Source organism: Butyrivibrio sp. WCE2006 (assembly GCF_000701985.1).
GTDB lineage: Bacteria > Bacillota > Clostridia > Lachnospirales > Lachnospiraceae > Butyrivibrio.
In genome coordinates, this window is sequence record NZ_JNKH01000005.1 from 1 (window position 1) to 25186 (window position 25186).

Annotated in this window: 20 protein-coding genes; 15 read left to right on the forward strand and 5 right to left on the reverse strand. The window is 40.1% G+C overall.

What is annotated here, in order from left to right; all coding sequences use genetic code 11:
• The first annotated feature begins 377 nt into the window (after positions 1-377).
• From T501_RS05000 to truA, 3 genes are all read left to right on the forward strand, one after another.
• A complete protein-coding gene (locus T501_RS05000; RefSeq protein ID WP_050008147.1) occupies positions 378-2117 on the forward strand; it encodes a sensor domain-containing protein in 1740 nt (579 codons plus the stop codon).
• Between the two features lie 160 nt (positions 2118-2277).
• Complete coding sequence (gene thrH / locus T501_RS05005; RefSeq protein WP_044913677.1) at positions 2278-2883, forward strand: bifunctional phosphoserine phosphatase/homoserine phosphotransferase ThrH; 606 nt, start codon at positions 2278-2280, stop codon at positions 2881-2883.
• A 176-nt stretch (positions 2884-3059) separates the two neighbouring features.
• Positions 3060-3812, forward strand: coding sequence for a tRNA pseudouridine(38-40) synthase TruA (truA, locus tag T501_RS05010; protein WP_044913678.1), 753 nt, complete (start codon positions 3060-3062; stop codon positions 3810-3812).
• Between the two features lie 156 nt (positions 3813-3968).
• Here the strand turns inward: truA and T501_RS05015 are convergent, their stop codons facing one another.
• The gene (locus T501_RS05015; RefSeq protein WP_044913679.1) at positions 3969-4613 is read right to left on the reverse strand and encodes a hypothetical protein; all 645 of its coding nucleotides are present in this window, start codon (positions 4611-4613) and stop codon (positions 3969-3971) included.
• A gap of 268 nt (positions 4614-4881) precedes the next feature.
• Between T501_RS05015 and T501_RS05020 the strand changes: the two genes are divergently transcribed.
• The 10 genes from T501_RS05020 to T501_RS05065 all read left to right on the forward strand — a co-directional run bounded on the left by T501_RS05020 (position 4882) and on the right by T501_RS05065 (position 17842).
• Positions 4882-5925, forward strand: coding sequence for a polysaccharide deacetylase family protein (locus tag T501_RS05020; protein WP_044913681.1), 1044 nt, complete (start codon positions 4882-4884; stop codon positions 5923-5925).
• A 22-nt stretch (positions 5926-5947) separates the two neighbouring features.
• A complete protein-coding gene (locus T501_RS22035) occupies positions 5948-6970 on the forward strand; it encodes a polymer-forming cytoskeletal protein (RefSeq protein WP_044913682.1) in 1023 nt (340 codons plus the stop codon).
• Positions 6970-7662 (forward strand): UMP kinase, encoded by a 693-nt coding sequence (pyrH, locus tag T501_RS05030; RefSeq protein WP_044913684.1) that lies wholly within the window; start codon positions 6970-6972, stop codon positions 7660-7662. Before T501_RS22035 ends, pyrH begins: the two co-directional genes overlap by 1 nt.
• Positions 7663-7685: 23 nt before the next feature.
• Complete coding sequence (gene frr / locus T501_RS05035) at positions 7686-8237, forward strand: ribosome recycling factor (RefSeq protein ID WP_026510783.1); 552 nt, start codon at positions 7686-7688, stop codon at positions 8235-8237.
• Positions 8238-8359: 122 nt separating this feature from the next.
• Positions 8360-9085, forward strand: coding sequence for an isoprenyl transferase (locus T501_RS05040; protein WP_026510784.1), 726 nt, complete (start codon positions 8360-8362; stop codon positions 9083-9085).
• Between the two features lie 26 nt (positions 9086-9111).
• The gene (locus T501_RS05045) at positions 9112-9942 is read left to right on the forward strand and encodes a phosphatidate cytidylyltransferase (RefSeq protein WP_044913686.1); all 831 of its coding nucleotides are present in this window, start codon (positions 9112-9114) and stop codon (positions 9940-9942) included.
• Positions 9943-9953: 11 nt separating this feature from the next.
• Entirely contained in the window at positions 9954-11099 is a 1146-nt protein-coding gene (locus T501_RS05050) for a 1-deoxy-D-xylulose-5-phosphate reductoisomerase (RefSeq protein ID WP_026510786.1), read from the forward strand.
• Between the two features lie 20 nt (positions 11100-11119).
• The gene (locus tag T501_RS05055) at positions 11120-12175 is read left to right on the forward strand and encodes a M50 family metallopeptidase (protein ID WP_026510787.1); all 1056 of its coding nucleotides are present in this window, start codon (positions 11120-11122) and stop codon (positions 12173-12175) included.
• Between the two features lie 34 nt (positions 12176-12209).
• Entirely contained in the window at positions 12210-13268 is a 1059-nt protein-coding gene (gene ispG, locus T501_RS05060; protein ID WP_026510788.1) for a flavodoxin-dependent (E)-4-hydroxy-3-methylbut-2-enyl-diphosphate synthase, read from the forward strand.
• A gap of 17 nt (positions 13269-13285) precedes the next feature.
• A complete protein-coding gene (locus T501_RS05065; protein ID WP_026510789.1) occupies positions 13286-17842 on the forward strand; it encodes a PolC-type DNA polymerase III in 4557 nt (1518 codons plus the stop codon).
• A 92-nt stretch (positions 17843-17934) separates the two neighbouring features.
• Here the strand turns inward: T501_RS05065 and T501_RS05070 are convergent, their stop codons facing one another.
• Positions 17935-18480, reverse strand: a complete 546-nt coding sequence (locus T501_RS05070) for a hypothetical protein (protein ID WP_044913687.1) — start codon at positions 18478-18480, stop codon at positions 17935-17937.
• Positions 18481-19261: 781 nt separating this feature from the next.
• On the opposite strand from T501_RS05070, the gene T501_RS05075 reads away from it, so the two are divergent.
• A complete protein-coding gene (locus T501_RS05075) occupies positions 19262-19849 on the forward strand; it encodes a PBECR4 domain-containing protein (protein ID WP_044913689.1) in 588 nt (195 codons plus the stop codon).
• Between the two features lie 801 nt (positions 19850-20650).
• On the forward strand, positions 20651-21679 hold the full coding sequence (locus T501_RS05080; protein WP_044913690.1) for a hypothetical protein: 1029 nt from the start codon (positions 20651-20653) through the stop codon (positions 21677-21679).
• 34 nt (positions 21680-21713) lie between these two features.
• On the opposite strand, the gene T501_RS05085 is transcribed toward T501_RS05080, so the two are convergent.
• The 3 genes from T501_RS05085 to T501_RS05095 form a co-directional block, all read right to left on the reverse strand.
• Positions 21714-22793: a transglutaminase domain-containing protein gene (locus T501_RS05085; protein WP_044913691.1), complete on the reverse strand. Its 1080-nt coding sequence runs from the start codon at positions 22791-22793 to the stop codon at positions 21714-21716.
• Between the two features lie 456 nt (positions 22794-23249).
• On the reverse strand, positions 23250-23582 hold the full coding sequence (locus T501_RS21750) for a hypothetical protein (RefSeq protein ID WP_044913692.1): 333 nt from the start codon (positions 23580-23582) through the stop codon (positions 23250-23252).
• Between the two features lie 36 nt (positions 23583-23618).
• The gene (locus T501_RS05095) at positions 23619-24443 is read right to left on the reverse strand and encodes a DUF5688 family protein (protein ID WP_044913693.1); all 825 of its coding nucleotides are present in this window, start codon (positions 24441-24443) and stop codon (positions 23619-23621) included.
• Positions 24444-25186 lie beyond the last annotated feature (743 nt).

Sequence of the window (25186 nt, forward strand, 5' to 3'; positions counted from 1 at the left end):
TCGTATTGGACCAGGTCCTCGCGAAGCGAGGGGCGTGTCCTGCCGAAGGCAGGATTTTTGTGGGCGATTTCCGCTTTTGCCCACAAAAAGTCATGAAATCCTGCAGGTGACATTCTTTTTATTATAATTTTATAAGCTATTTATGATTTTATCTAAAACATAAGTTAAAATTATAACATAGTGGATATATATAGTTACTGTTAACACAGCTCTGCGCACTTATTGTGCTGAGTTTGAGAATGTTTAAAGATTTTAATATTGGATTTGTCCTCTTGCCGAAGGCAACTGGAATGGGCAAATCCCGTTGCTGTGAGCACAATAAGGTGTGAACAGTAACGATGCTGATATTTTACCGGTGAATTTCAAGAGGGGGATTTATGGAGGACAGGACAAGAAAAACTATTAAAAGAAACCCCAAAATAGATATGGGATTCATTCCGAGTGGGGTTCCGGGGGGCTTTTTCATATATTATGCAGAAGGAAATGGTGAGATTGTCTTTGCGGACGAAAACATCATAAAGCTATATGAATGTGAATCCATGGATGAATTCAGAGAACATGTAGGTAACTGTTTTTGCGGAATGGTTTATCCCGAGGACTATGACCTTACCCAGGGGAATATCAGTAAACAGACAGTTTTTGGAGCCATGCGCCATGATTATGTCCGCTACAGGATAAGGACCAGGAAGGGCAACATCAGGTATGTGGAGGATTTTGGTCATCTGGTTCACGGAGATGACGGGGTTAGCTATTACTATGTTTACATAGTTGATATAGACCAGAATGAATATTATAACAACAATAAAAACAGTTATGCTGAATCACAGGTGCTGGAGATGAATCAGGAAATGGATTCCGTCACCGGCATGTGGAATCAGGCCCATTTTTACAAGGTTGTCCAGGAAAAAATGATGGACGGGGAATTCAGAAGACAGGGCATATCAGTCATATATTTTGATCTTAATCATTTTAAGCTTTTTAATGAAAAATATGGATTCAAAAAAGGCGATGAGCTTTTATACGATATAGCAAGACTGTTATGGCATTCTTTTCTTGAGAGAATGGTCGCGAGATTCTCTGAGGATCACTTTGTGGTATGTACTGTATCAAGAGAAGTTGAGGCGATAGTCTCAAAGATACATGATGATGTGGCGAAGCTTGTGGTAGGAGCAAAGCTTGAGATAAAGGCAGGAATATATAAAGTTGAAAGTAACTGCAATGACATAGGACTTGCCTGTGACCATGCAAGACTTGCCTGCAGAAGTATAAAAACAAGGTATGACATACCTTATGCCTTCTATAATGAGGACATTCATACAAAGCTTCAAATGCAGCAGTTTGTCCTGGATAATATAGATTCGGCTGTTGAAAATGAAAATATCAAGGTCTTCTATCAGCCGGTAATCAGGACCAAAACCGGACAAATTTGTGGGTATGAAGCTCTGGCCAGATGGAAAGATCCGGAAAAAGGGTTGATATCACCCGGATCCTTTATTGAAATTCTTGAAGAACACAGACAAATCCATAAACTTGATATGTTTGTGGTAAAGAAAGTTTGTGAGGACTATGCCTCTCTAAGAAAGAGGGGAGAAATGCTGGTTCCTGTGTCCATAAACCTCTCAAGGCTGGACTTTAATCTCTGCAACGTAATAGATGAAGTTGAAAATTGCAGAAAAAAAGTGAATATGCCAATAAATATGCTTGATATAGAGATAACGGAGAGCGCACTTAACGAAGATGATGCAACCATAAAAAGAGAAATTGATCAGTTCAGAAGCCTTGGATATCAGGTGTGGATCGATGATTTCGGAAGCGGTTATTCATCACTTACAACTATTTTAAATTATCGATTCGATACATTGAAATTAGATCTTGCATTCCTTAGGCAATATGATAAGAATCCCAGATCAGGAGCGGTTCTTGGATTCATAGTTCAGGCAGCCCACAGTATGGGACATATCACTTTGACTGAGGGTGTTGAAACAGAGGAACATTTTGAGTTTCTTAAAACAATAGGGTGCGATAAGGCGCAGGGGTATCATTTTGGAAAACCTCAGCCTATGGAAGAAAGCAGAAAATATACTCAATTTAATGGAATGACGTGGGAAAAGTGCTGATTTCCTCTTCTAATTTATTGAAAATATGTTAAACTACTACTAATTTGTTAACATGTAAGGGGAACCGTCATGTCGAAGACATGATTTTGAATGGTTCCGACCGAGAGGGTAGGATTACGGAGTAATCGTACCAATGCATAAGTACGAGGAGGATGAAAAGATGTACGTTACCTGTTTGGACCTTGAAGGCGTTCTTGTTCCTGAGATTTGGATTGCATTCGCGGAGGCAACCGGAATACCTGAGCTTAAGAGAACTACCAGAGATGAGCCTGATTATGATAAGCTCATGAAGTTTAGAATTGATATTCTTAAGGAACATGGACTTGGACTTAAAGAAATACAGGATACAATAGCAACTATTGATCCCTTGCCGGGCGCAAAGGAATTCCTGGATCAGCTTAGAGAAATAACACAGGTAGTTATTCTGAGTGATACATTCACACAGTTTGCAACACCTCTTATGAAAAAGCTTGGCTGGCCTACAATATTCTGCAATACACTTGAAGTTGCAGACAATGGAGAAATCACAGGCTTTAAACTTCGCTGCGAAAAGGGTAAGCTCACTACAGTAAAAGCTTTCCAGAGCATAGGACTTGACACTATCGCAAGTGGTGACAGCTTTAACGATCTTGGAATGATTGAGGCAAGTAAGGCAGGATACCTGTTTAGAACAACCGAGCAGATCAAAAAGGATTATCCTCAGTTCCCTGCTTTTGAAAACTATGACGAGCTTCTTGCTGCAATCAGAGAACAGCTTAAAAAATAATTTTTGAAATCGGATGGAAACATCCGATTTTAATTTGAGCAGAGCACTTAGCGAGGTATTATCGAGCATAGTGCGAGCCATGCAAGTCCACTTAGCGAGGTATTATCGAGTTTAGTGGAACTTGCTTGAGCAGAGCACCGACAAAAACCTCATCGCAAGATTTTGGAGAATTAGTAATGAAAAGAAATTATAAATTTACACTGAGTTATGATGGAACACGTTTCTTTGGTTGGGAGAGGCAGCCTAACAAGGAAATGACAATTCAGGGAAAACTCGAAAGTGTTCTTAGCAGAATGGTTGGGCTTCCTGAAGGTGAGTCAGTTCAGGTTATAGGTGCAGGAAGGACTGACGCCGGAGTCCATGCAAGAGCCATGACAGCTAACGCCATGCTTGATACTACGCTAAGTGAAGAAGAAATTCAAAGCTATATGAACCAGTATCTTCCGGAGGATATCAGCATAAATGATGTGAGAATATGTGCTGAAAGATTCCACAGCAGATACAATGCTATTGGAAAAACATATAGATATACTTGTTATTACGGTAATTCAAAGCCGGTCTTTGACAGGAAGTATGTCACTGTGCTTGAACAAAAGCCTGATATCGAGCTGATGAGAAAAGCTGCCGAGTACATAATCGGAACCCATGATTTTAAGAGTTTTTGCGGCAACACGAAAATGAAGAAGTCCACGGTAAGATGTGTGGACAATATCAGAATAGAAGAGAGCGGACCACAGATCAGATTATATTTTCATGGGAATGGTTTCTTACAGAACATGGTCAGAATCATGACAGGGACGCTTCTGGAAGTTGGATATGGAAACATTAAGCCTGAAGAGCTTAAAGATATCATTGAGGCTACTGACAGACAAAAAGCCGGTCCCACAGCACCGCCTCAGGGACTTTGCCTTATGAAAGTTGATTACTAAAACAAGATGGACTAAGTATTAAATTTAAATAAGCTCCCACCTTTTTGACTAAAGGGGGAGCTGACTTTTTATATAATGATTAGTTGGAAAATGGTGCGCTAATAGTGCTGCCTGTTTCCTGAAATCTTTTTCTGCTTTTTATTAAAAAACATCGTATTACATGTCACCTGCAACAGAGTAGGTTAAGAGATAGTCATCATAATTCTCAAGCAGCATGCCAAGTTCCTGGGTATTAGAGCCTTCGCCCTGGAGTGAGAAAGCGCTGTCACCTAAATTAACAGTATCAAAAGCTACAGGTGAGCCATTCTTAAAGAATACTGTTCTTACATTTACACAGCTGACATCCTCTGATGTATTGTTGATTCCCGTTACGGAAAGGGAGTTGTCGACGTTTTTCTGAACATCAATGTCAACAGAGTCATATCTGCAATTTTCAGTAATTTCGGATTCCAGAGTATAGGAAAAATCTGCAGCATCTTCTATATCACGATTTTTGAACTGACCGTAAAGCATGAAAGACTGGCCTGCCTTAACTGTGTTTTCACAGTCTGAGACAGTTTTAATAGCGTCACCGTAAGAAGTAACTGCACTGAAAAATGCAGAGACTTCCAGATCCTTGTCAGAATTGTTGGTGGCTATGATGACATATCTGGTATGAAGACCATCAGCATCTGCTATTTCATATTCATCTGTGATTTTAATGTCATTTTCACCTGTTTTTGCATTGGAAACTGTTGCAGAACTTGCAACAAAAATCATAGCTGTTGTAATTGAAATAACGAAACTTAATATCTTTTTCATACCTATGTTCCTCCGGGTATTTTATGGTGTAATTAGGATAACAAATGAGAATAAATATCTGATAAAGTAAATCTTAAAATTCTATATATTGAGGCTTTTTTGGCATCCAAAATTTTTCATGAATATTTAGTGAATTTTGAGGATTGACAAGAGATGACATCAATTTTTCCTTTTTGTACTTCTTATAATATGTTATAATCTTTTGTGGCTATGTAATTGGCCGGATGTCGATTAGACATGATAGCAAGTTGGAAATGTGGTAATGAATATGATGGCGAACACGGAGGGTCAGGGCTCTTTAGTGGATCGTTCCAAAAGAATCCGCTTTTTAAGAAGACTGATTCTTATATCCATTGCAGCTTCATGCCTTATTCCCACCATCATATGCATAATTCTGGCAATTCATCTGAATCGCAGTGAGAGGATTCTTGAAAAAGCTAAAACAGAGATGGCCTGGTATGAGGAGCGCTTTGGAGATGCTGTATTGGCTGACGCAGATACTGTAGAGGCCGATCAACTTCAGTGGACTGATCTGGATGAAGCAGATTTGGAACGCGGACAGGAAGATCCTGATGATATAGAAGTGTCACAGGTTAGCGGAGGTTCAGCAGAATCCGGAACTTTACAGGCCGGGGCTACATCAGCCGGTGCGGGAATTGCTTCAGGTCAGGATGAATGGGATGGCGTCAGGAAGGTTTATATAACATTTGATGACGGGCCAAGTACCTCTACCAACGCAATACTGGACATATTGGATCAATATGGAGTTAAGGCTACATTCTTTGTGACCGGCAAGGAGGGTGAAGAGTACGCCGCGATTTACAGGCGTATTGCTGAAAGCGGTCACACTATAGGAATGCATTCCTATAGTCATAAATATAGTGAGTTGTATGAGTCACTTGACAGCTTCTCTGCTGATTTACATAAGCTACAGACTTTTTTGTATGAGACTACAGGAGTCTGGTCCAGGCTTTATAGATTTCCCGGAGGAAGTTCTAATACTGTCAGCAAGGTTCCTATGGCAGATCTGGTGAAGTATCTTGATCTTTCTCAGATAAACTTTTATGACTGGAATGTTGCCAGCAGCGATGACAGGGCGGGAATTGATAAAGACATAATAGTAGCCAATGTTATGACAGGGGTTCCAAAGCATAACGAATCAATAATTCTTCTGCACGATGCTTCTGATAAGCAGGCGACAGTAGAGGCATTGCCTGAGATAATTGAACAGATACAGGCAATGGATAATACAGTGATAGTTCCGATAACGGATGATACGTTACCGGTTCAACATATCAGCAATTCTCAGTAATTTTGAAACGGAGGAAAGAAAAATGGGATTTTTTTCAGAGCTGAAAAGTGATCTCTCTCAGGCTGCAAAGACAATCATGCCTGAGGATAGCGAATCAATACAGAGCCTGAATGAAAAAGCTAAAGAAGAGGCTGTAGTAAAGCCTAAGACTGAAGCTGAGGTTAAGAAGGATCTGAATGAAATGCTCGATCACCTTGATGAAATCAAGCTCGATGAAGGCGGGGCAACAGACAATGTTGAGAAGGAAGAATCCAAAAGGGTTGAGGAGTCAGTAGTAACACCTGAGCCGGCTATTTTTAATAAAGCCGTTAAGGAAGAGCCTAAGGTTGAGGAGCCTGAGGAAGAACCTGAACCGGAGCCGGTTTCCATAGATGATTCAGAAGAAGATGATGAGCCCTATGAGGCAATCGCTATGGAAGAGGATGAAGAGGAGGATACAGTTGCTGATCTTGCCGCATCACTTAGCGCAATTGAATCTATCGCTAAGGGGAAGGCTGAGGAGGCACCTGTGTATGAGGAAAGTGCAGTAGCAAATTATAATAATGGGGGATTTGACACAATGGACATTCAGCAACAGACACCTACAGATGAAACAGCCAGCATTACCGAGGGTATGAGAATTGTTGGTAATCTTGAGACTACAGGTTCTCTTGACCTGATTGGTAAGGTTACAGGTAATGTTACATGTCTTGGCAAGCTCAATGTAACCGGTGAGGTAGAAGGCGATTCAAGAGCAGCTGAGATTTATGCTGAGGCAGCAAGAATTACAGGAGAAGTAAGAAGTAACGGAAGCGTTAAGATTGGACAGAGCACAGTAGTTATTGGTAATATCTTTGCGACAAGTGCGGTTATCGCAGGTGCTGTAAAGGGTGATATCGATGTTCCCGGACCTGTTGTACTTGATACAACTGCAATCGTAATGGGTAATATCAAATCACAGTCAGTACAGATCAACAATGGTGCTGTAATAGAAGGTAACTGCTCACAGGCTTACGCTGAGGTTAATCCTTCTGCATTCTTCGATGGACTTAAAGGACAGAAATAATGAGAATACTTTTAAAATTAAGTGGTGAGGCACTTGCAGGCCCTAACAAGACAGGTTTTCACGAAGAGACTGTTCGCGGGGTTGCACTGCAGGTAAAAGAACTGGTAGATAAAGGTACAGAAATAGGAATTGTTATAGGCGGTGGTAATTTCTGGAGAGGCCGTACCAGTGAGAGTATTGACCGCGTTAAGGCAGACCAGATCGGTATGCTTGCAACTGTAATGAATTGCATTTATGTATCAGAGATTTTCAGAAGTGTAGGAATGAAAACAAATATCCTTACACCTTTTGAATGCGGATCATTTACAAAACTCTTTTCCAAGGACAGAGCTAATAAGTACTTTGAGAAGGGAATGGTTGTCTTCTTTGCAGGCGGCACAGGCCATCCGTTCTTTTCAACAGATACAGGAGCAGCCCTCAGAGCAATTGAGATTGAAGCAGATTACATGCTTCTTGCCAAGGCTATTGATGGTGTTTATGACAGTGATCCTGCTAAGAATCCTGATGCTAAGCGCTATGATACTATCAGCATAGATGATGTGGTTGCTCAGAACCTGCAGGTAGTGGATATGACAGCTTCTATCATGGTAAAAGAAAATCATATTCCCATGAGGGTATTCGCACTTCAGGAAGAAAATAGTATAATAAAAGCAGCTAGTGGAGATTTTAACGGTACCACCGTAACAGCTTAAACTATAATCCGGAGGATGAGTGTATGAATGAAAAAGTTAAGCCTTATGAAGAAAAAATGAACAAAGCTTTTGATTTCCTTTCCCAGGAACTGGCAGCTGTAAGAGCAGGACGTGCCAATCCGCATGTGCTTGATAAGCTTAAGGTGGATTATTATGGAACTCCCACACCTCTTCAGCAGGTTGGTAATGTCTCAATACCTGAAGCTCGTATGATTCAGATTGCACCTTGGGACAAGAGCCTTATAAAGGATATCGAGAAAGCTATTCTTGCATCAGATATTGGAATTACACCCAGCAATGATGGAAGCGTTATCAGACTTATTTTCCCCGAGCTTACTGAGGAAAGAAGAAAACAGCTTGCAAAGGATATCAAGAAAAAGGGTGAGGATGCCAAGGTAGCTGTAAGAAATATTCGCCGTGACGGCAATGATTCCTTTAAGAAGCTTAAGGGATCAGATGTTTCTGAGGATGAGATTGCTGAGATGGAAGATGATCTTCAGAAGATTACAGATCAGTTTGTGAAGAAAATTGATAAAGCAATTGAGGAAAAGAGCAAAGAAATAATGACTGTATAAAGAGATTTGAATTACGAGGTTTTGAACCCGTATATCCCTTTATGAATTATATTAAGAGCCTGTGGGTTATTGCACAGGCTCTGCTTACTTTTGAGCACTAGTGTACTTAATGAGGACAAAATATGAACGAGAACACAAAAATACCGCAGCATGTGGCAATTATTCTTGACGGTAACGGAAGATGGGCAAAAGCAAAAGGTTTACCCAGAAACTATGGTCACAAGCAGGGAGCTAAGGCTGTAGAGGATATCCTTGTAGTAGCCAGAGATATGGGAATAAAGTATCTCACCGTATATGCTTTTTCCACAGAGAACTGGAACAGACCTGAGACAGAGGTTTCTGCACTTATGATGATACTTAGACAGTATCTTAAGAGCAGTATAAAGAAGTCCATGAAAAACAACGTTCGCTGTCAGGTTATAGGTGAGCGCAGTAAGCTTTCAGCAGATATCCAGGATGCGATAAAAGAGCTGGAGACTGCAACTGCAGGTAATACCGGACTTACCTTTACGATTGCTATAAATTATGGAAGCAGGGATGAAATAGTAAGAGCAGTCAGAAAGATTGCAGCAGATTGTGCTGATGGAAAAGTAGATCCTTCAGATATTTCCGAAGATATGATCTCACGTAACCTTGACACAGCAAATCTTCCGGATCCTGATCTCATGATTCGCACATGTGGTGAGCAGCGCCTTAGTAATTTCCTTCTTTGGCAGTGTGCTTACACGGAATTTTATTATACAGATATTGCATGGCCTGATTTTGATGAGGCAGAGCTTCAGAAGGCCGTTGATGCATATGGCAATCGTAATCGCAAATTTGGCGGATTAAAGAACGATTCAGAATAAATAATCCTTACTAAAAGGGGAAAACTATGAAAACTAGAGTAATAAGCGGAGCTGTACTGGTAGTTTTACTTGTATTGACACTTATAAGCGGCGGATATGTTACAGCGGGAGTTTTACTTTTTGTATCGATTGTGGGATACCGTGAACTGACATCGGCTCTTGCGGTAAAAGCGGCTGATGAAAAGACCAATCTGCCTGAGATCATTGGCTTACTGGCAGTATGTATCCACTATATTCTGTTGATTATTAAGGGCGCTGACATGGCCATTTTCCTGGCAGTAATCATGGGACTTTTTGTTGCCGAGAGTATTGTGTTTGTCTTTAGCTACCCCAAATATAAGGCAAACCAGATGATAGGGTCAGTTTTTTCATTTATTTATGCGCCTATGATGCTGTCCTTCATTTATTTACTCAGATCATTTCCTACGGGAAAGTATCTGGCATGGCTTCCATTTATTGCATGGATATGTGATACATTTGCATATTTTACGGGAAGAGCACTAGGAAAACATAAGCTCTGTCCTGTTTTATCACCTAAAAAGACCATAGAGGGTGCTATAGGCGGAATCGCCGGAAGCGTACTTGCAGGTGTGATCTATGGTTATGTATATGCAAGTTATGCAGACACTAATCTGCCGGTAAGTACAAGCATCGCCACTTTTGCAGTGATTACCTTTGTCGCAGGGGCATTATCACAGGTCGGAGATCTTATCGCTTCAGGCATTAAGAGAGACCAGGGAATAAAGGATTACGGTAATCTTATACCGGGCCACGGCGGAATAATGGACAGATTTGACAGTGTTATTTTCATCACGCCGGTGATTTATTTTCTGGCTAAAATAATGAGTAATATGTAAAGAGGTTAGTAATGGGAAGAAAGATTATTCTACTTGGTTCAACAGGATCTATTGGAACACAGACTCTTGATGTAGTCAGAGCTAATCCTGATGAGCTTAAGGTTGTTGGTATTGCTGCTAATAAAAGTGTTGATAAAGTTGAGCAGCAGGTACGTGAATTCAGACCGAAATATGTGGCTATGTATGACGAAGAGGCTGCAAAAGAGCTGAAAATAAAGCTCGCTGACATGCCGGTTCGCATTTTTTCAGGAATGGAAGGACTTGTGGAGATTTCCCAGGTGCCTGATGCTGATACTGTTCTTACCGCAGTAGTCGGAATGATAGGCATAAGACCTACCATGGCAGCTATCGAGAGCGGAAAAGATATAGCACTTGCAAATAAGGAGACTCTTGTTACCGCAGGACATATAATAATGCCTCTTGCTCAGAGGAAAAATGTAAGCATATTACCTGTGGATAGTGAGCATAGTGCAATTTTTCAGTCTTTGAACGGTGAACCTAAAAACAAGCTTGAGAAGATCCTTCTGACTGCATCCGGCGGACCATTCAGAGGAAAAAAGAGAGCAGAGCTTTCTGAGATGACAGTAGATGATGCATTAAAGCATCCTAACTGGGATATGGGGCCTAAGGTTACTATAGATTCTGCATCACTTGTTAATAAGGGACTTGAAGTTATGGAAGCCAAGTGGCTTTTTGATGTGTCCCTTGATCAGATACAGGTTGTGGTACATCCTCAGAGCATAATACATTCAATGGTTCAGTATGTTGACGGAGCGGTGATGGCGCAGCTCGGAGTACCGGATATGAAGCTTCCGATACAGTATGCATTGTTTTATCCGGACAGAATGCCCATGAATGAAAAGAGGCTCGACTTCTTTGAAGTTTCACAGCTGACCTTTGAAAAGCCTGACACAGATACATTTGTAGGACTTAAGCTTGCATATGACGCTGCCAGAGCCGGCGGAAGTATGCCTACAGTATTTAATGCAGCAAACGAGATGGCAGTAAGAAAGTTCATAAACAGAGAGATACGATTCCTGGATATTTACGACATGATTTCCTCAGCTATGGCTCATCACACTAAGATTGAGAATCCTGATCTTGAAGAAATACTTATGGCTGAAGCTGATACTTACGAGTATCTGGAGAATAAATAATACTTCAGAGAGGTAAAATAATGATTGTAAGTTTGTTATTGTTTTTTATTATTTTCGGAGTGCTTGTTACAACCCATGAGCTTGGACATTTTCTCATAGCCAAGGCCAATAATATAAGGGTTTTGGAATTCTTTGTCGGAATGGGACCTGTGCTTTTTAAGAAGCAAAAGGGCGAAACACTTTATAGCATCAGATTACTCCCTATCGGAGGCGCCTGCAGATTTGAAGGCGAGGATGACATCGATGGTGAAGACCACGGCTATGATGAGAGATCATTTCCTAATGCCAACGTGTGGGCGAGAATAGCAGTTTTGTTCGCAGGACCTTTTTTTAATTTCATTACAGCAATGATCATTGCGATTATTGTAGTAGCTAACACAAACTGGTCATTCCCTGTTATCAAAGGATTTACTGAAGGTAATTCTGCAGGAGCTGAGGCAGGACTGCAGGAAGGCGACCTGATCGTGGCAGTGGATGGTGAGAAAATACATCTTTCATCTGAAATCATGCTTATCTCACAGTTCAGTAAGGGCGGTGTTATGCACATCGACTACGAGAGAGATGGCGAGATCAGAAGAGCAGAATTAAAGCCCACCTACAGCGAAGAAGATGATCGCTACTACATGGGCATTTATCTTGGACAATATGAAAAAATCACCGGACTTAAGGTTATTCCTTATGCCTGGTATGATCTTCTCTATTATTTTAAGGCAACCTATAGAAGCCTTGCTCTCCTTGTACAGGGACGACTGACTCTTGGCGATGTTTCAGGACCGGTCGGCATGGTAAAAATTGTTGATGACCAATATGAAGCAGCAAGCCAGTATGGGGCGTCTACAGTTATATTTACAATGCTTGAGCTTATGGTGCTTTTGTCAGTGAACCTTGGGGTAATGAATTTGTTACCATTTCCTGCTCTGGACGGAGGCAGACTTGTTTTCCAGTTTATTGAAGTATTACGAGGCAAACCGGTTCCCAGGGAGAAAGAAGGAATGGTACACCTTGTAGGTATGGTTGCACTTATGGCATTCATGGTTGTGGTTGTTATAAGTGATGTTTCCAAGTTCATGCAATAATCAGAAAATATTTGTTTTAAAGGAAGGAAATTCCATGGCATATAGAGATAATACAAAGGTTGTTCACATAGGAAATAAAGTTATAGGTGGCGGTAATCCGATAATGATCCAGTCCATGACCAACACTCCCACAGAGGATGTTGACAGAACTGTTGAGCAGATTCTTGCTCTTGAGGCAGCGGGCTGTGACATTGTTCGTTGTACTGTTCCTAATCAGGAAGCAGCTGATGCCATAAAAAGTATAAAGGAAAGAATTCATATCCCCCTCGTGGCAGATATCCATTTTGATTACAAGATGGCTATTGCAGCCATGGAAAACGGGGCAGATAAAATAAGAATCAATCCCGGTAACATCGGTTCGAAGGACAGGATTGAAGCTGTTGTTAAGACTGCAAAAGAAAGAAATATCCCCATAAGAGTAGGTGTAAACAGCGGATCTCTGGAAAAGGATCTGCTTGAAAAATATGGCGGAGTTACTGCTGATGGACTTGTTGAGAGTGCTCTTGATAAGGTGCATATCATTGAAGAATTCGGCTATGATAACCTTGTGATCAGTATAAAGTCATCAAACGTAATGCTCTGCGTAGATGCCCATAAAAAACTGGCAGAAAAGACAAATTATCCTCTTCATGTGGGAATAACAGAAGCCGGAACCTTGTACGGTGGTAATATCAAATCCTCAATAGGCCTTGGTATCATCCTGAATGAAGGAATAGGAGATACTATCAGAGTGTCACTTTCAGGTGATCCGACAGAGGAAATAAGAACCGCTAAGATGATCCTTAAGACATTGGGACTCCGCAAGGGGGGAATAGAGGTTGTTTCATGTCCCACCTGTGGAAGAACAAAAATTGATCTTATCGGACTTGCAAATGATGTTGAGAAGATGGTGCAGGAATTCCCTCTTGATATCAAGGTTGCAGTTATGGGATGCGCAGTTAATGGCCCCGGAGAGGCAAGAGAAGCAGATATCGGCGTAGCAGGCGGTATTGGCGAAGGCTTACTTATAAAACGTGGTGAAGTAATAAGAAAAGTTCCGGAAGCAGAGCTTATTGATGCCTTGAGGCAGGAGCTTGTTCACTGGAACGACTGAGTTAGAAAGCGAGCAGTATGAGAAAACCATTTCTTGAGGTCTTCCAGACCCTAAAATTAGACCAACACACAAAAGAAGAACTATCAGACGTGCAGGTTGAGAAAATTTCCACCACTGAGAAAAAGGATCTCGTACGCATCTATTTATCCAGCAATCGCCTTATCGAAAAGGCGGACGTGATTAAGGCAGAGAAGGAAATAAAAAAGCAGCTCTTTAAAGAGACAGATCTTACTGTCAAGATTTATGAGCGGTTTTTCCTGTCTGCCCAATATACGCCTCAGAATCTTCTTGAGATGTATAAAGACAGTATTCTGCTGGAATTCAAGAACTATGATCCAATTGAATACACTATTTTAAAATCCGCAGACTTCTCATTTCCGGAATCAGACAGAGTAGAGCTGATTCTTGAGGAGTCTGTTATTGCTGAGAAAAAATCTCAGGACATTCAGCGTATTTTTGAGAAAATACTCAATGAACGCTGCGGGTTTGCGGTGACGATGAATGTCTCATACAAAGAAGCGGTTTCTAAAAAGAAGGAAATAGACTATTCCAAGGAAACGGCCAAACTTGCGAAGAGACTTGAATCTGCGGAGGAGAAATCTGAGCAGAAGCACAAGGAGAAAGAAGCAGAAGCTGCTAAGAAAAAGGCAGCTGCCGGTACAGGCACGAAAGCGGAAGAGACAAAAACTCCTGCTGCGAAACCCTCCCAGGCTGCAGGAACAAGTAAGTTTGGAGGCGGAAGTAAATTCGGACAGGGCGGCAAGTTTTTCAAAAAAGGTGGAACCGGCAGCTTCAAGCGCTCTGATGATCCCAACATCATCTACGGAAGAGATTTTGAAGATGAGACCATCAACATGGAAGAAATTGTTGGTGAGATGGGAGAGGTTACTGTCAGAGGGCAGGTAATCAATTACGAGAGACGTGATATCAGAAATGAAAAAGCTATTCTGATTTTCTCCATGACTGATTTTACAGATACAATCACTGTAAAGGTCTTTTCAAAGCAGGAGAACGTACCTGAGCTTGAAAAGGATATAAAGAAAGGTGCCTTTCTTAAAGTCCGCGGAATTGCCATGGTAGATAAATTCGACCATGAGGTTACCATACAGAGTGTTGCAGGAATACGTAAAATACCTGATTTTACTACCAAGAGGGTAGATGAAGAGGAAGTAAAGCGAGTTGAGCTTCACTGCCATACCAAGATGTCAGATATGGATGGCGTTTCGGAAGTAAAAGATATAGTTAAACAAGCATATAAATGGGGAATGCCGGGAATAGCCATAACTGATCACGGAGTAGTACAGGCTCTGACTGATGCCAATCATGCCTGGGAGGATCTTTGGAAGGATGAAAAGGCAAAGCGCAAGGAAGCCGGAGATAAGAATCCTGACAGACAGGATTTCTTTAAAGTCATACAGGGCGTAGAGGGTTATCTTGTTGATGACCTTAAAGAAATTGTAATAAATAATAAGGGACAGAAGATAGCAGGCTCTACCTTTGTTGTATTTGATATCGAGACTACAGGCTTTTCACCTGTAAACAATAAAATTATTGAGATTGGTGCTGTAAAAATGAAGGATGGAGAGATCATCGACAGATTCTCCGAATTCATAGATCCTAAGGAACCTATTCCTTTCAGGATTACCAGACTTACAAGCATAACCGATGACATGGTAATTGGCTGTCCTACCAGGGATGAGATAATACCCAGATTCGTAGAGTTCTGCGAGGGCGCAATTCTGGTGGGCCACAATGTAAGCTTTGATATAAGCTTTATCAATGAAAACTGTAAGCAGCTTGGAATAGATGTAGACTATACAACTGTCGATACTATGGGATTATCAAGAGCATTTTTCCCAAGACAGGCTAAGCATAATCTGGATGCACTGTGTAAAACTCTCGGAGTTGTAAATGAACATCATCACAGAGCCGTAGATGACGCAGAATGTACAGCCAAGATTTTTCAGAAGTTCATACCTATGATGGCTGATGAAGGAGCTGATGATCTGACTAAGGTTAACGCACTTGGGGCATCAAATCCTGAGATTGTTAAGCATCTTAGAACCCATCACATAATACTTCTTGCAAAAAATACAGTGGGAAGAGTTAATTTGTATACACTTGTAAGTAAGTCACATGTAGACTACTTTAGCAGATTCCCGAGAATTCCCAAGAGCGAACTTATAAAGTACAGGGAAGGTCTCATCATAGGATCTGCCTGCTGTGCAGGTGAGCTTTATGGTGCGGTGGTAGAAGGAAGAGCAGAGGACGAGATTGCTAAAATAGTGAATTTCTATGACTACCTGGAAATTCAGCCGATTGCCAATAACCATTTTATGGTGGACTCTGAAAAATATGAGGATATCAATTCAGATGATGATATCAGGGAAATCAATAAAAAGATAGTTAAGCTTGGTGAACAGTACAACAAGCCAGTTGTTGCTACCTGTGATGCTCACTTTTTGAATCCTGATGATGAGATCTACAGGACTGTTATCATGGCAGGAAAAGGTATGGCTGATGAGGAGCCTGCGCCTCTTTTTGTAAGAACTACTGCAGAGATGCTTTCGGAGTTTGATTATCTCGGAGCCGCAAAGGCAAGGGAAGTCGTAATAGAAAATACGAGAAACATCCTTAAGATGTGCGACAGCATATCTCCCGTGCGACCGGATAAGTGTCCTCCTGTCATTGAAAACAGTGATGAGATTCTTACCAAGATCTGTTATGACAAGGCTCATGAAATATACGGCGAAACACTTCCTGAAATAGTTGAGGAGAGACTTGAGAGAGAACTTAACTCAATCATCAAGAATGGATTCGCGGTTATGTATATTATTGCCCAGAAGCTGGTTTGGAAATCCGTCGAGGATGGATACCTGGTAGGATCCCGCGGATCAGTAGGATCATCCTTTGTGGCATTTGCTTCGGGTATTACAGAGGTTAATTCGCTTTCTCCGCATTACGTTTGCCCTAAGTGCAAGTACAGTGACTTTGATTCAGAGGAAGTATTAAAATACGGCGGAAATTCAGGCTGCGATATGCCTGATAAGAGATGTCCCAAGTGCGGACATATGATGAATAAGGATGGCTTTGATATTCCTTTCGAGACTTTCCTTGGATTTAAGGGAGACAAGGAGCCTGATATTGACCTTAACTTCTCAGGTGAGTATCAGTCCAAGGCTCACAAATATACTGAGGTTATCTTTGGTTATGGACAGACCTTCAGAGCCGGAACCATAGCAGGTCTTGCAGATAAAACTGCTTATGGTTTTGTGAAAAAGTATTATGACGGACTCGGTGTTGGAAAAAGAAGATGTGAGATCGACAGAATAACTCAGGGGTGTATTGGAATAAGAAGAGGTACAGGTCAGCACCCCGGAGGAATCATCGTTCTTCCGGTGGGAGAGGATATAAACTCATTTACTCCCGTTCAGCACCCTGCGAATGATATGACTACAGCGACAATTACTACGCACTATGATTATCACTCTATTGACCATAACCTGCTAAAGCTTGATATACTGGGACACGATGATCCCACCATGATTAGATTCCTTCAGGATTGTACAGGACTTGATCCTAAGACTGTGCCTTTGGATGACCATAATGTTATGGAACTTTTCATGAGTACCAAGTCACTAAATATAGAGCCTGATCAGATAGGTGGTACAAAGCTTGGATGTCTGGGACTTCCTGAATTCGGAACAGACTTTGCTATGCAGATGGTTATAGATGCTCAGCCCACTTCTCTGTCCCATCTGATAAGAATTTCAGGACTTTCACACGGTACTGACGTATGGCTGGGCAATGCCCAGACTCTTATACAGGAAGGTAAGGCCACAATCGATACCTGCATCTGTTGTCGTGATGATATCATGATTTATCTGATTCAGAAGGGTATGGATAAGTCACTTTCCTTCAAAACCATGGAGTCTGTACGTAAGGGAAAAGGACTTAAGCCTGAGATGGAAGAAGCCATGATAGCAGCGGGAGTACCTGACTGGTACATCTGGTCCTGCAAAAAGATTAAGTACATGTTCCCTAAGGCCCATGCTGCAGCGTACGTTATGATGGCGTGGCGAATAGCATATTTCAAGGTGTATGTGCCGCAGGCTTTTTATTGTGCATGGTTTTCGATTAGAGCAAAAGCCCTTAATTATGAGCATATGTTCCAGGGTGAGGGTACTCTGCATATGTGGATGACTGAGTACAGGAATAAAGGCGATGCCATGACAAATGCTGAGCAAAATGAGCTGGCTGCCATGCGTCTTGCCGAAGAAATGTATGAGCGTGGAATAGAAGTTGTTCCTATCGATATTTTCAAGGCTGCCTCCAGATCATTCCAGGTAGTTGGAGATAAGATAATGCCAAGCCTTGTAAGCATAGACGGACTCGGTGAAAAAGCTGCCGACCAGATAGTAGAAGCAGCTAAGGACGGCCCGTTCATATCAAGAGATGACTTTAAACAACGCACAAAGTGCCCTCAGGCTGTTGTGGATAAAATGGCACAGATGGGGCTTCTTGGAGATATACCGGAATCAAATCAGATAAGTATATTTGATTTTATGAAGTGAAAACAAAGAGTCAAAAAAGGTGGTCACATCACTGTGATCACCTTTTTATATGATAACTTCTGATCAATCTTTTTGCTGAGGATTCCACAATCTTATTTAATGGTGAAATCCAGCTGAACATATTTGGATTTATTTGAAGAAACATAAAACTCTATATAAAAAACATTTCCGCGATGGCAAGATAGGACAACTCTTCTTTTCTTCCTGGACAGGGCGTAGTTACGAGTACCAAATATATTGCTGTAAGCAATTGTATTAGTGTAAGCAATTCCGTCAGTTTGTTGAAACTTCTGAAGTATATTGAAATATCCATTAGCATAATTTTTCTTTTTATTCGCGTGAACATTATTCACGGTGAATGAGTAATCTTTATCTGCAGGAGCCATGAATTTGATAAATGCGTACGCTCCTGAACTTGTCCTTTTACTAATCTTAAATCTGTAATGGCCCCTACCTACTTTATATGCGACACTATCCAAAAAAACCGGGTCATCATTGGAGAAACTTTGCAAGGACTTTAATGTTTTCTTTTTTACTTTGGCTTCTACCGTGATGGGATTAACCATCGTTGCGGTTAAAATAAAGACAAGTGTCAAAGATAAAAACTTGAGCATAAGATTTTTTAAAACTTTACCCATTTTGTACCCTCCATAACATCTTCATTCAATACCTTTTTGATAGAAACAAATATTCCACTAATAATTTTATTAAAGTGAAGATGAAAAAACTATTAATTATATATAAAATATCTTTGCGGCAGTCCCAAAAGAATAAGTACGCGGCTAGACTGACAGGAGAGCTGGGAAATCATCCGCAGAGGGAGTCGATGAAGGATAAGTGCGCGAATGGAATGTAAAGCATCCATAAAGAGCAGTAGAAATAAAAATCCCCAAATCACTGTTGTGATCTGGGGTTTCGGGTTGGGCTGTTTACACAGTCAATAGCTCGTAGCAGAATCGAACGTGATAGATAATCATAAGAAATGGCTTAACCAAGCGGTTTATGAGTATTTTGAACGGTTTAATTCGGTTTAACTGTTAAACACAATAATAAAAAATGAAGAGCGTCCAATAAACCGTCTTGAAAAACATCAGATATAAACAATAATCATATATGCCAACACAAAAGTCTAAATAAATGGTATTATTTATTTTAGAAAAGATATTCCAAGAATAGTTTTTTACTAATTGACATCAAAGACTGTCAATTGTATTATGATTATAGAAGGAGACTTCTCGAGAAGCATACTCGTAAAAATGCTTTCATTGCCTGTGAACCAGAACCCGTGATGGTATGCGGTGACTGCGGAGGCTTCGTAAAAGGTGGCAACTTACCATAGACCATCTAGCGAAAGCGAAAAGAAAGTTGCATTAATAAAAGCCTTGCGTAAGCAAGGCTTTTATTAGTGATAGGAGGACAATGGACGTAATATATGAGTGTGCAGCAAACTTTCAGAAGCTGTTCGATATAAAATATCACTTTGTCGTATCTTCAAAGCGTAAGATGAAAGATATTACAATAGATTTTCGGGAAGCTGATTTCAGACATGCAGCAGGTCTGCACTATGTTGATGATATAGAGATCGAGAAAGACCCAAACAAAGTCATTTCTGCAATAATAAATAAGACAATTACGGATGAACTGCTATCAAAGAGCAAGAAATACAAGGCAGTCAACAATGATGGTGACAGCATCAAGGATCGTGTAAGTACACTTAGATATCTGGAAAAGTATTTGGATACAAGTGATTTCATAAGAATATATGAACTACAGGGATTTGGAAGTCTTATAAAAGCGGATTTCTTTATAGAGGCAAAATATAACAATAGTACAGCCTATATATTCATCAGAAAAAGAACTGAAGACGATACATATGTTGTGGTCACTTTTTTTCAAAAGAAACGAAGTTTCAGGGGAACAGGGATTTATTGGATGTTAAAGGAAAAAATATCCAATGGCTCAGCCACCGAATTATATCGACATCCCAACTATAAACTTGAAGATTAGTTACTATAGCAGAAGAAATGCTGAACATAAGCGCCAGCAGATAATGAATGCCATCCCTTTTTGATAGAAGAGATGGCATTTTTTTCTTTAAACATGATTTATCTATCGCGAGAATTCCCCTTAAAATAAACATCTTTGAAACCCTTCAGTTTAACTCCGGTTTAACTGGGAGAATTTGAAGATTTTCAGAGAAAATAAAAAACTCCGAAACGCGTTTAGCGTCTGGAGTTTTAGGGTTGGGCTGTTTACACAGTCAGTAGCTCGTAGCGGAATCGAACGTAATAGATAATCATAAGAAATGGCTCAACCAAGCGGTTTAGAAGCATTTTTTAACGGTTTAATTCGGTTTAACTGTTAAACAAAAAATAAAAAAATGAAGAGCGTCCAATAAACCGACTAATGAAAAGAGCAATATACAATATTCCGACATACAATTATCGTTGTAATTCAGTCAACTATCTGTATAATAATCTATGGTGGTGCAGCCCTTCGACTTTTTGAGAATCGAAAGGAGTTGCCTATGGTATCATGGTCAGACTTGATCCAATTTGGATTGCTGATCGTAGCAATCATAGGACTCACTTACAAAATATCTAAGATGAAGTGAGTAAAATAGCTGCCCCTCCCGCAAAGATTGGCAGCTATTTTAGTCTACAATTATACGCGAGGGGTTTGCACCACCTCTTAGATATTTTGATTCTAACGCTTATTCAAGCATTTTTCAACAAAAAATATTATCTTTGTAGAGACAGTGCTTTATGGCACTGTTTTTTACGTTCAAAGGAAGTCTTTTACGACTTCATGGATTACCAGAAGCTCTCCCAGAGTCTTAACACCATAGACAAAAATGAGACAGAACTTAAAAACGAGTACACAAGGCTCTACAATCTGGCAGAGCAGAACAGGAAAGACCTTATAAACACTTGGAACAGGTTTGGGCTTCTTAAACTTAATGCAGATGCAAAGTATGTGACTGGTGGGGGTACGGCATCAATTAAGGGTGCCATGAATGCCATGCCTATTCACAATTTTAAAGATATACAGATTTCTCTTGAAAATGGTGGCGTAAAGGTTTCTTACCCTAATCCTGCATGGGGTGTATACAGGGATGGTGCAATTTCTACAGACCAGCTCAATACTCAGATATCTGAGGCTATGAAACATACAGAGAAAAGAGATATCAATACGGCTGAGGTAGTTGATCTTGGCGAAAACCATAAGGTTAGGTATATTGATACAACTGCTATGAAACATACTCTGACTGTAGATATTCCGAGTGGTCAAAGAGATATAGAACTTGGAGAGTCTCATAATATAAAACATGTAAATGCTCAGAATGTTTTTCAGGATGGGTATGATCAAGGAAAGGTAGTCGGTTCCAAAAATACTGTAGCTGAAATTCATGCGAGCCTTCCTAAAATTTCAATTTGGAATGGTGTAGCTGCATCAAATGAGATTGACTCTAGCGAAGGAAAGTGGAACTGGGACGATGCTGCTGGGGGACAAGGAGATGGTAAGGATGTATTATGCCAGGCGGCATCAGCTAAAGAGACTGCCCAAAAGGCAATGGTATATTGTGCTTATTACGGTCCTGAAAATCCTGTTGATGAATTGTTTGATAGTAGGGGCATAGGGGATGGTAATACCTGGAGAGAGTGGACAGATGGTAGTCACTTTACTTATAAAGCTGACCGTGTTGTTGGGAATATTAAGTATACGGCGGTGATTACTGTATGGCCAAATTCAACAGGTAAGAATAAGATTGCGGGAAGTACAGATGGATGGTTTCATGTAGGTGAGGTATACATTGATATGGCTATGAATCAGTAAAATATAGGACAGGTCATAATTGACCTGTCCTATATTAAAACTTTTTATATTTTGCAGTCTTGGGAATCCCTGATTTTTTTGTAAGTATTTTTTTGTATTCTTTAAATTTATTTTTTGGCATCATTATTACTGCTTTATTAGAAATGCCTTTAAAAGCATTTTTACCAATCGAATTTAGTATTTCTGACTTTATCGTAATTTTCTTTAAATATTTGCATTTGGTAAATGATTCTGCATATATCCTTTTTATGTTATTTCCTATTATCAGTTCTTTGATTTTGCTAGGGGAATCAATGGAAATACCATTCACTGTAAGGACATGTTCTTTATAGGTAATTGTGTCCGGAACAATATATTTTGTTACTTTTTTTGGAAATCTAATTAACTGGCATGTATCTTCTTTTGTATTTATTGCAAACTGTGCTTTTGTTTCTTTGTCAGAGATAACCAGATGGTTGTCTTTTTGATAATCTTCTTCTTTGACATTTGGATCTTCATAGGCATACTTCGTTCCGTATGCAATTGGGACACCAGTATTAAGTTGAGTATCTAATCGACTATTTCCGCGAGTATTTCCGAGCTTTGATATTTGCTCAGTTGTTACGAGGAAATAATCATAGGTACAAACCTGTCCGTTACGATCATCATCATTTGTAACATCAACTTCATACCATTGCCCATCTTGCAATTGAACGATATTCCAGGCGTGACCTTCGCTTCTTATGTTGCCAAATACTTCCATGCATGGAATGTCGCTAATGTCGCATAAGAGCTTAAATGCTGATGAGTATCCAATGCATTTGGCTTTGCCATAGAGAAAAACTCCGGTGGGGTAAGCTTCGTCATAGTTGCCTGTGTTAGAGTATGTTGTGATCTCGCAGATTTTGTCATGGAAATACTTTACTTTTTCATTAGCTTCACCAGTTGCGCTGCTCGCTATAGAATTTGCAACTGCTAGGGTGCGGTTAGTGAGGTCTGCTTCTTGAGCGGCAGAACAGGGGTATAGTGGGATTGAGGTTACATACTTCGCCTCAGCCTTTATCCCCCATATAGGAGCCGCCACTGTAAATGCCGTAACTACGGCCATCAGCCCCGTAAGAATTCTTTTCTTCATTTTGTTCCTCTTTCTTTTTTACGTTAATCTTTTCTTCTTAAAATTTACGAGTTACATATTGTTTTTGGGGCAGAACCCCAAAATTGACACCATTTTTCGGAACCACTTCTGTTGGGTAGACATCCGTATTCCACTGACTTTTTATTAGTGGTGTCATTTATTATACTAATTTATTAGCATAAGCTTAGAGATTTTATCAGAAACAGACCATGTATCTCAATATATTTTGAATGTTTTTTTGATAAATATGTATTTTTATTACGTTTAAAAAAGCATTTTCTGAAACAATTATTCATAATAAAATAATTACACTTCCGGAAATGATATTTCTAAGCATGGGAGGGTCAAGGGAACGGGCACGGCTGTATAGCCGGGGTGCTTTGGGGGTTCCCTTGCTGGCGCAGCCAGGCTCCCCTCGGTGCCTGGCATTCACTATTATATTGCGCCTATTAAGATTCATTCAGCTTTCTGCATTGGCTCAACTTGTGAATCAGCAAAGAAGAACATAGTCATCTTCATAAAGGTAGGCTTCTTATCGGATTCCTCCTTATTATCTGAATTAGTATTTGTGCGCTTCCAGATATCAAGCTTTGTGATAGCGTGCTCTCCATGCTTTACCTTATAGCCTTTTTTTTTCCATGCAAAGAATGTGTGAAGCTGTGCCGGTTCCTTAACTTTCTTCTTGTTGCCCTCTGCATCTTCAATATAAATGTATTTTCCTGTAGTTCCAATCTTGCCCGATTTCATCAGCTCAAATCTCTCATTTAAAATAATCTGTTCGTTCGTCATTTGTTATATTCTCCTATTCTTAATTTATTGGTACTATTAGACATTCAAAAAATATGCGTTATCGATTAGTCTATCTTCTTCATTCACTGCAGAACGATTAACTTCTTTAACCATATCCTTAAAAAAATCAAGGTCAACGTTGCCATCAGCAGGAACCAAAATTGATTCATGTATGGAACTTGGAAGATATACAAAACGGCTTACATTCTTACTTTCTCCCAAGCGCTTAAGTGCCTTTTTATCAAGTACAGAACTTGCTCCTCTGACTTTTGATTTATTGGTCAGAATAAACATATAGTTTTCTAGTCCGGGGAAATCGTCTGTTCCAAGCATACTTCCAAAATAATTAGCGAGCGGTTCTATCACAGTATCATCATGAAGATTCTTTTCTGCTCTGTTCCATGCTTCATCTATTGAAATATCTGCAATTTCGAGCATTGCGTCCTTAAGCTTTATAGTTCCGTCAATTCCGTTAAAGGTAACTTTTACAAATAGGTATTCTTCAAGACCTTCAAATTCGCACTTCTTCTTTATCATCTGTTCAGAACTTTCTTTCTGTAATCCTATAGATAAATGGGAAAGTATAAACTCTTTATCTCTCATGCAACCGATATTGAAATTGGCAAGGCTTTTTTTATGCGTCTCCAAAATATCATCAATAACTTCATCAAGTGAAAAGCTCATTGCACTGGCTCTCTCTATTACCCTGTCTATATAGAAAGTAGGAATAGCATTGTGCTTCTCGCTTTCATTAACTATGCAAAAAGCTGTTTTCTTTATTCCGTTCTTTGTAACGTCTTTAACGTCAACCATAAAACCTCTGTTGTTAAGTTCTGTAATAATCATATCTTTTGTAATCATAGTGAAATCCTTTCATGAAAAAAATAAAAATGTGCTTTTCTAGATTCTGATGGAATTGGAGGGGTGCGGGCCTTTTTGAGGCTAAATCTTTTCATCTGTTTTAACTCCTTTCAATATAAAAAATGTGCTTTCCTTAGTTCTTCAGTCATTTTCGGGTTTGCGTAGCACATCTTGGAATAATCGGAATGAATTTATGCATAGGCGAAAAATGGTAATCGGACCAAGCGGTAGCGAGGGAGAATTAAGGAATGTGCCTTGCATAAAGAAGGGAGATTATTACGGTGCTTACCCGCAAACCAATGACTAAAGAACTGAAAGCATATTTTTTGAAAGGAGTTTAAAACAGCAGAAAAGATAGCCGAAAAAAGAGGGGCTTTCCCAGGAAAGCCGTTGGAGAAAAGGGACTATATTCAATCATCATAAGCGAAGCGCCATCCCCTGAAGGAGTTCGGGCTAGGGGATGCGACGATACGTCGTGGGTATGGAATGGTACGCAAAGACTCATACAATAGTTGTAGCAAATGCATTGCAAAGCGCACAGTTGCCGAGAAATGTGACCTGTTACTCTAACACTTGCTGTGGCTCTGCGCCTTATATTATGCTTTCAATTCGTAGGGCAACAAAAAGTCATCGCACTGTGATGTTTGCACAAAAATTATCACGATTATGATTTATATTTTGGAAAAATTGAATACCCTTGTATAGTTGCGGTGGGTCTTCGCATTAGTATAACCTTGAGAAAT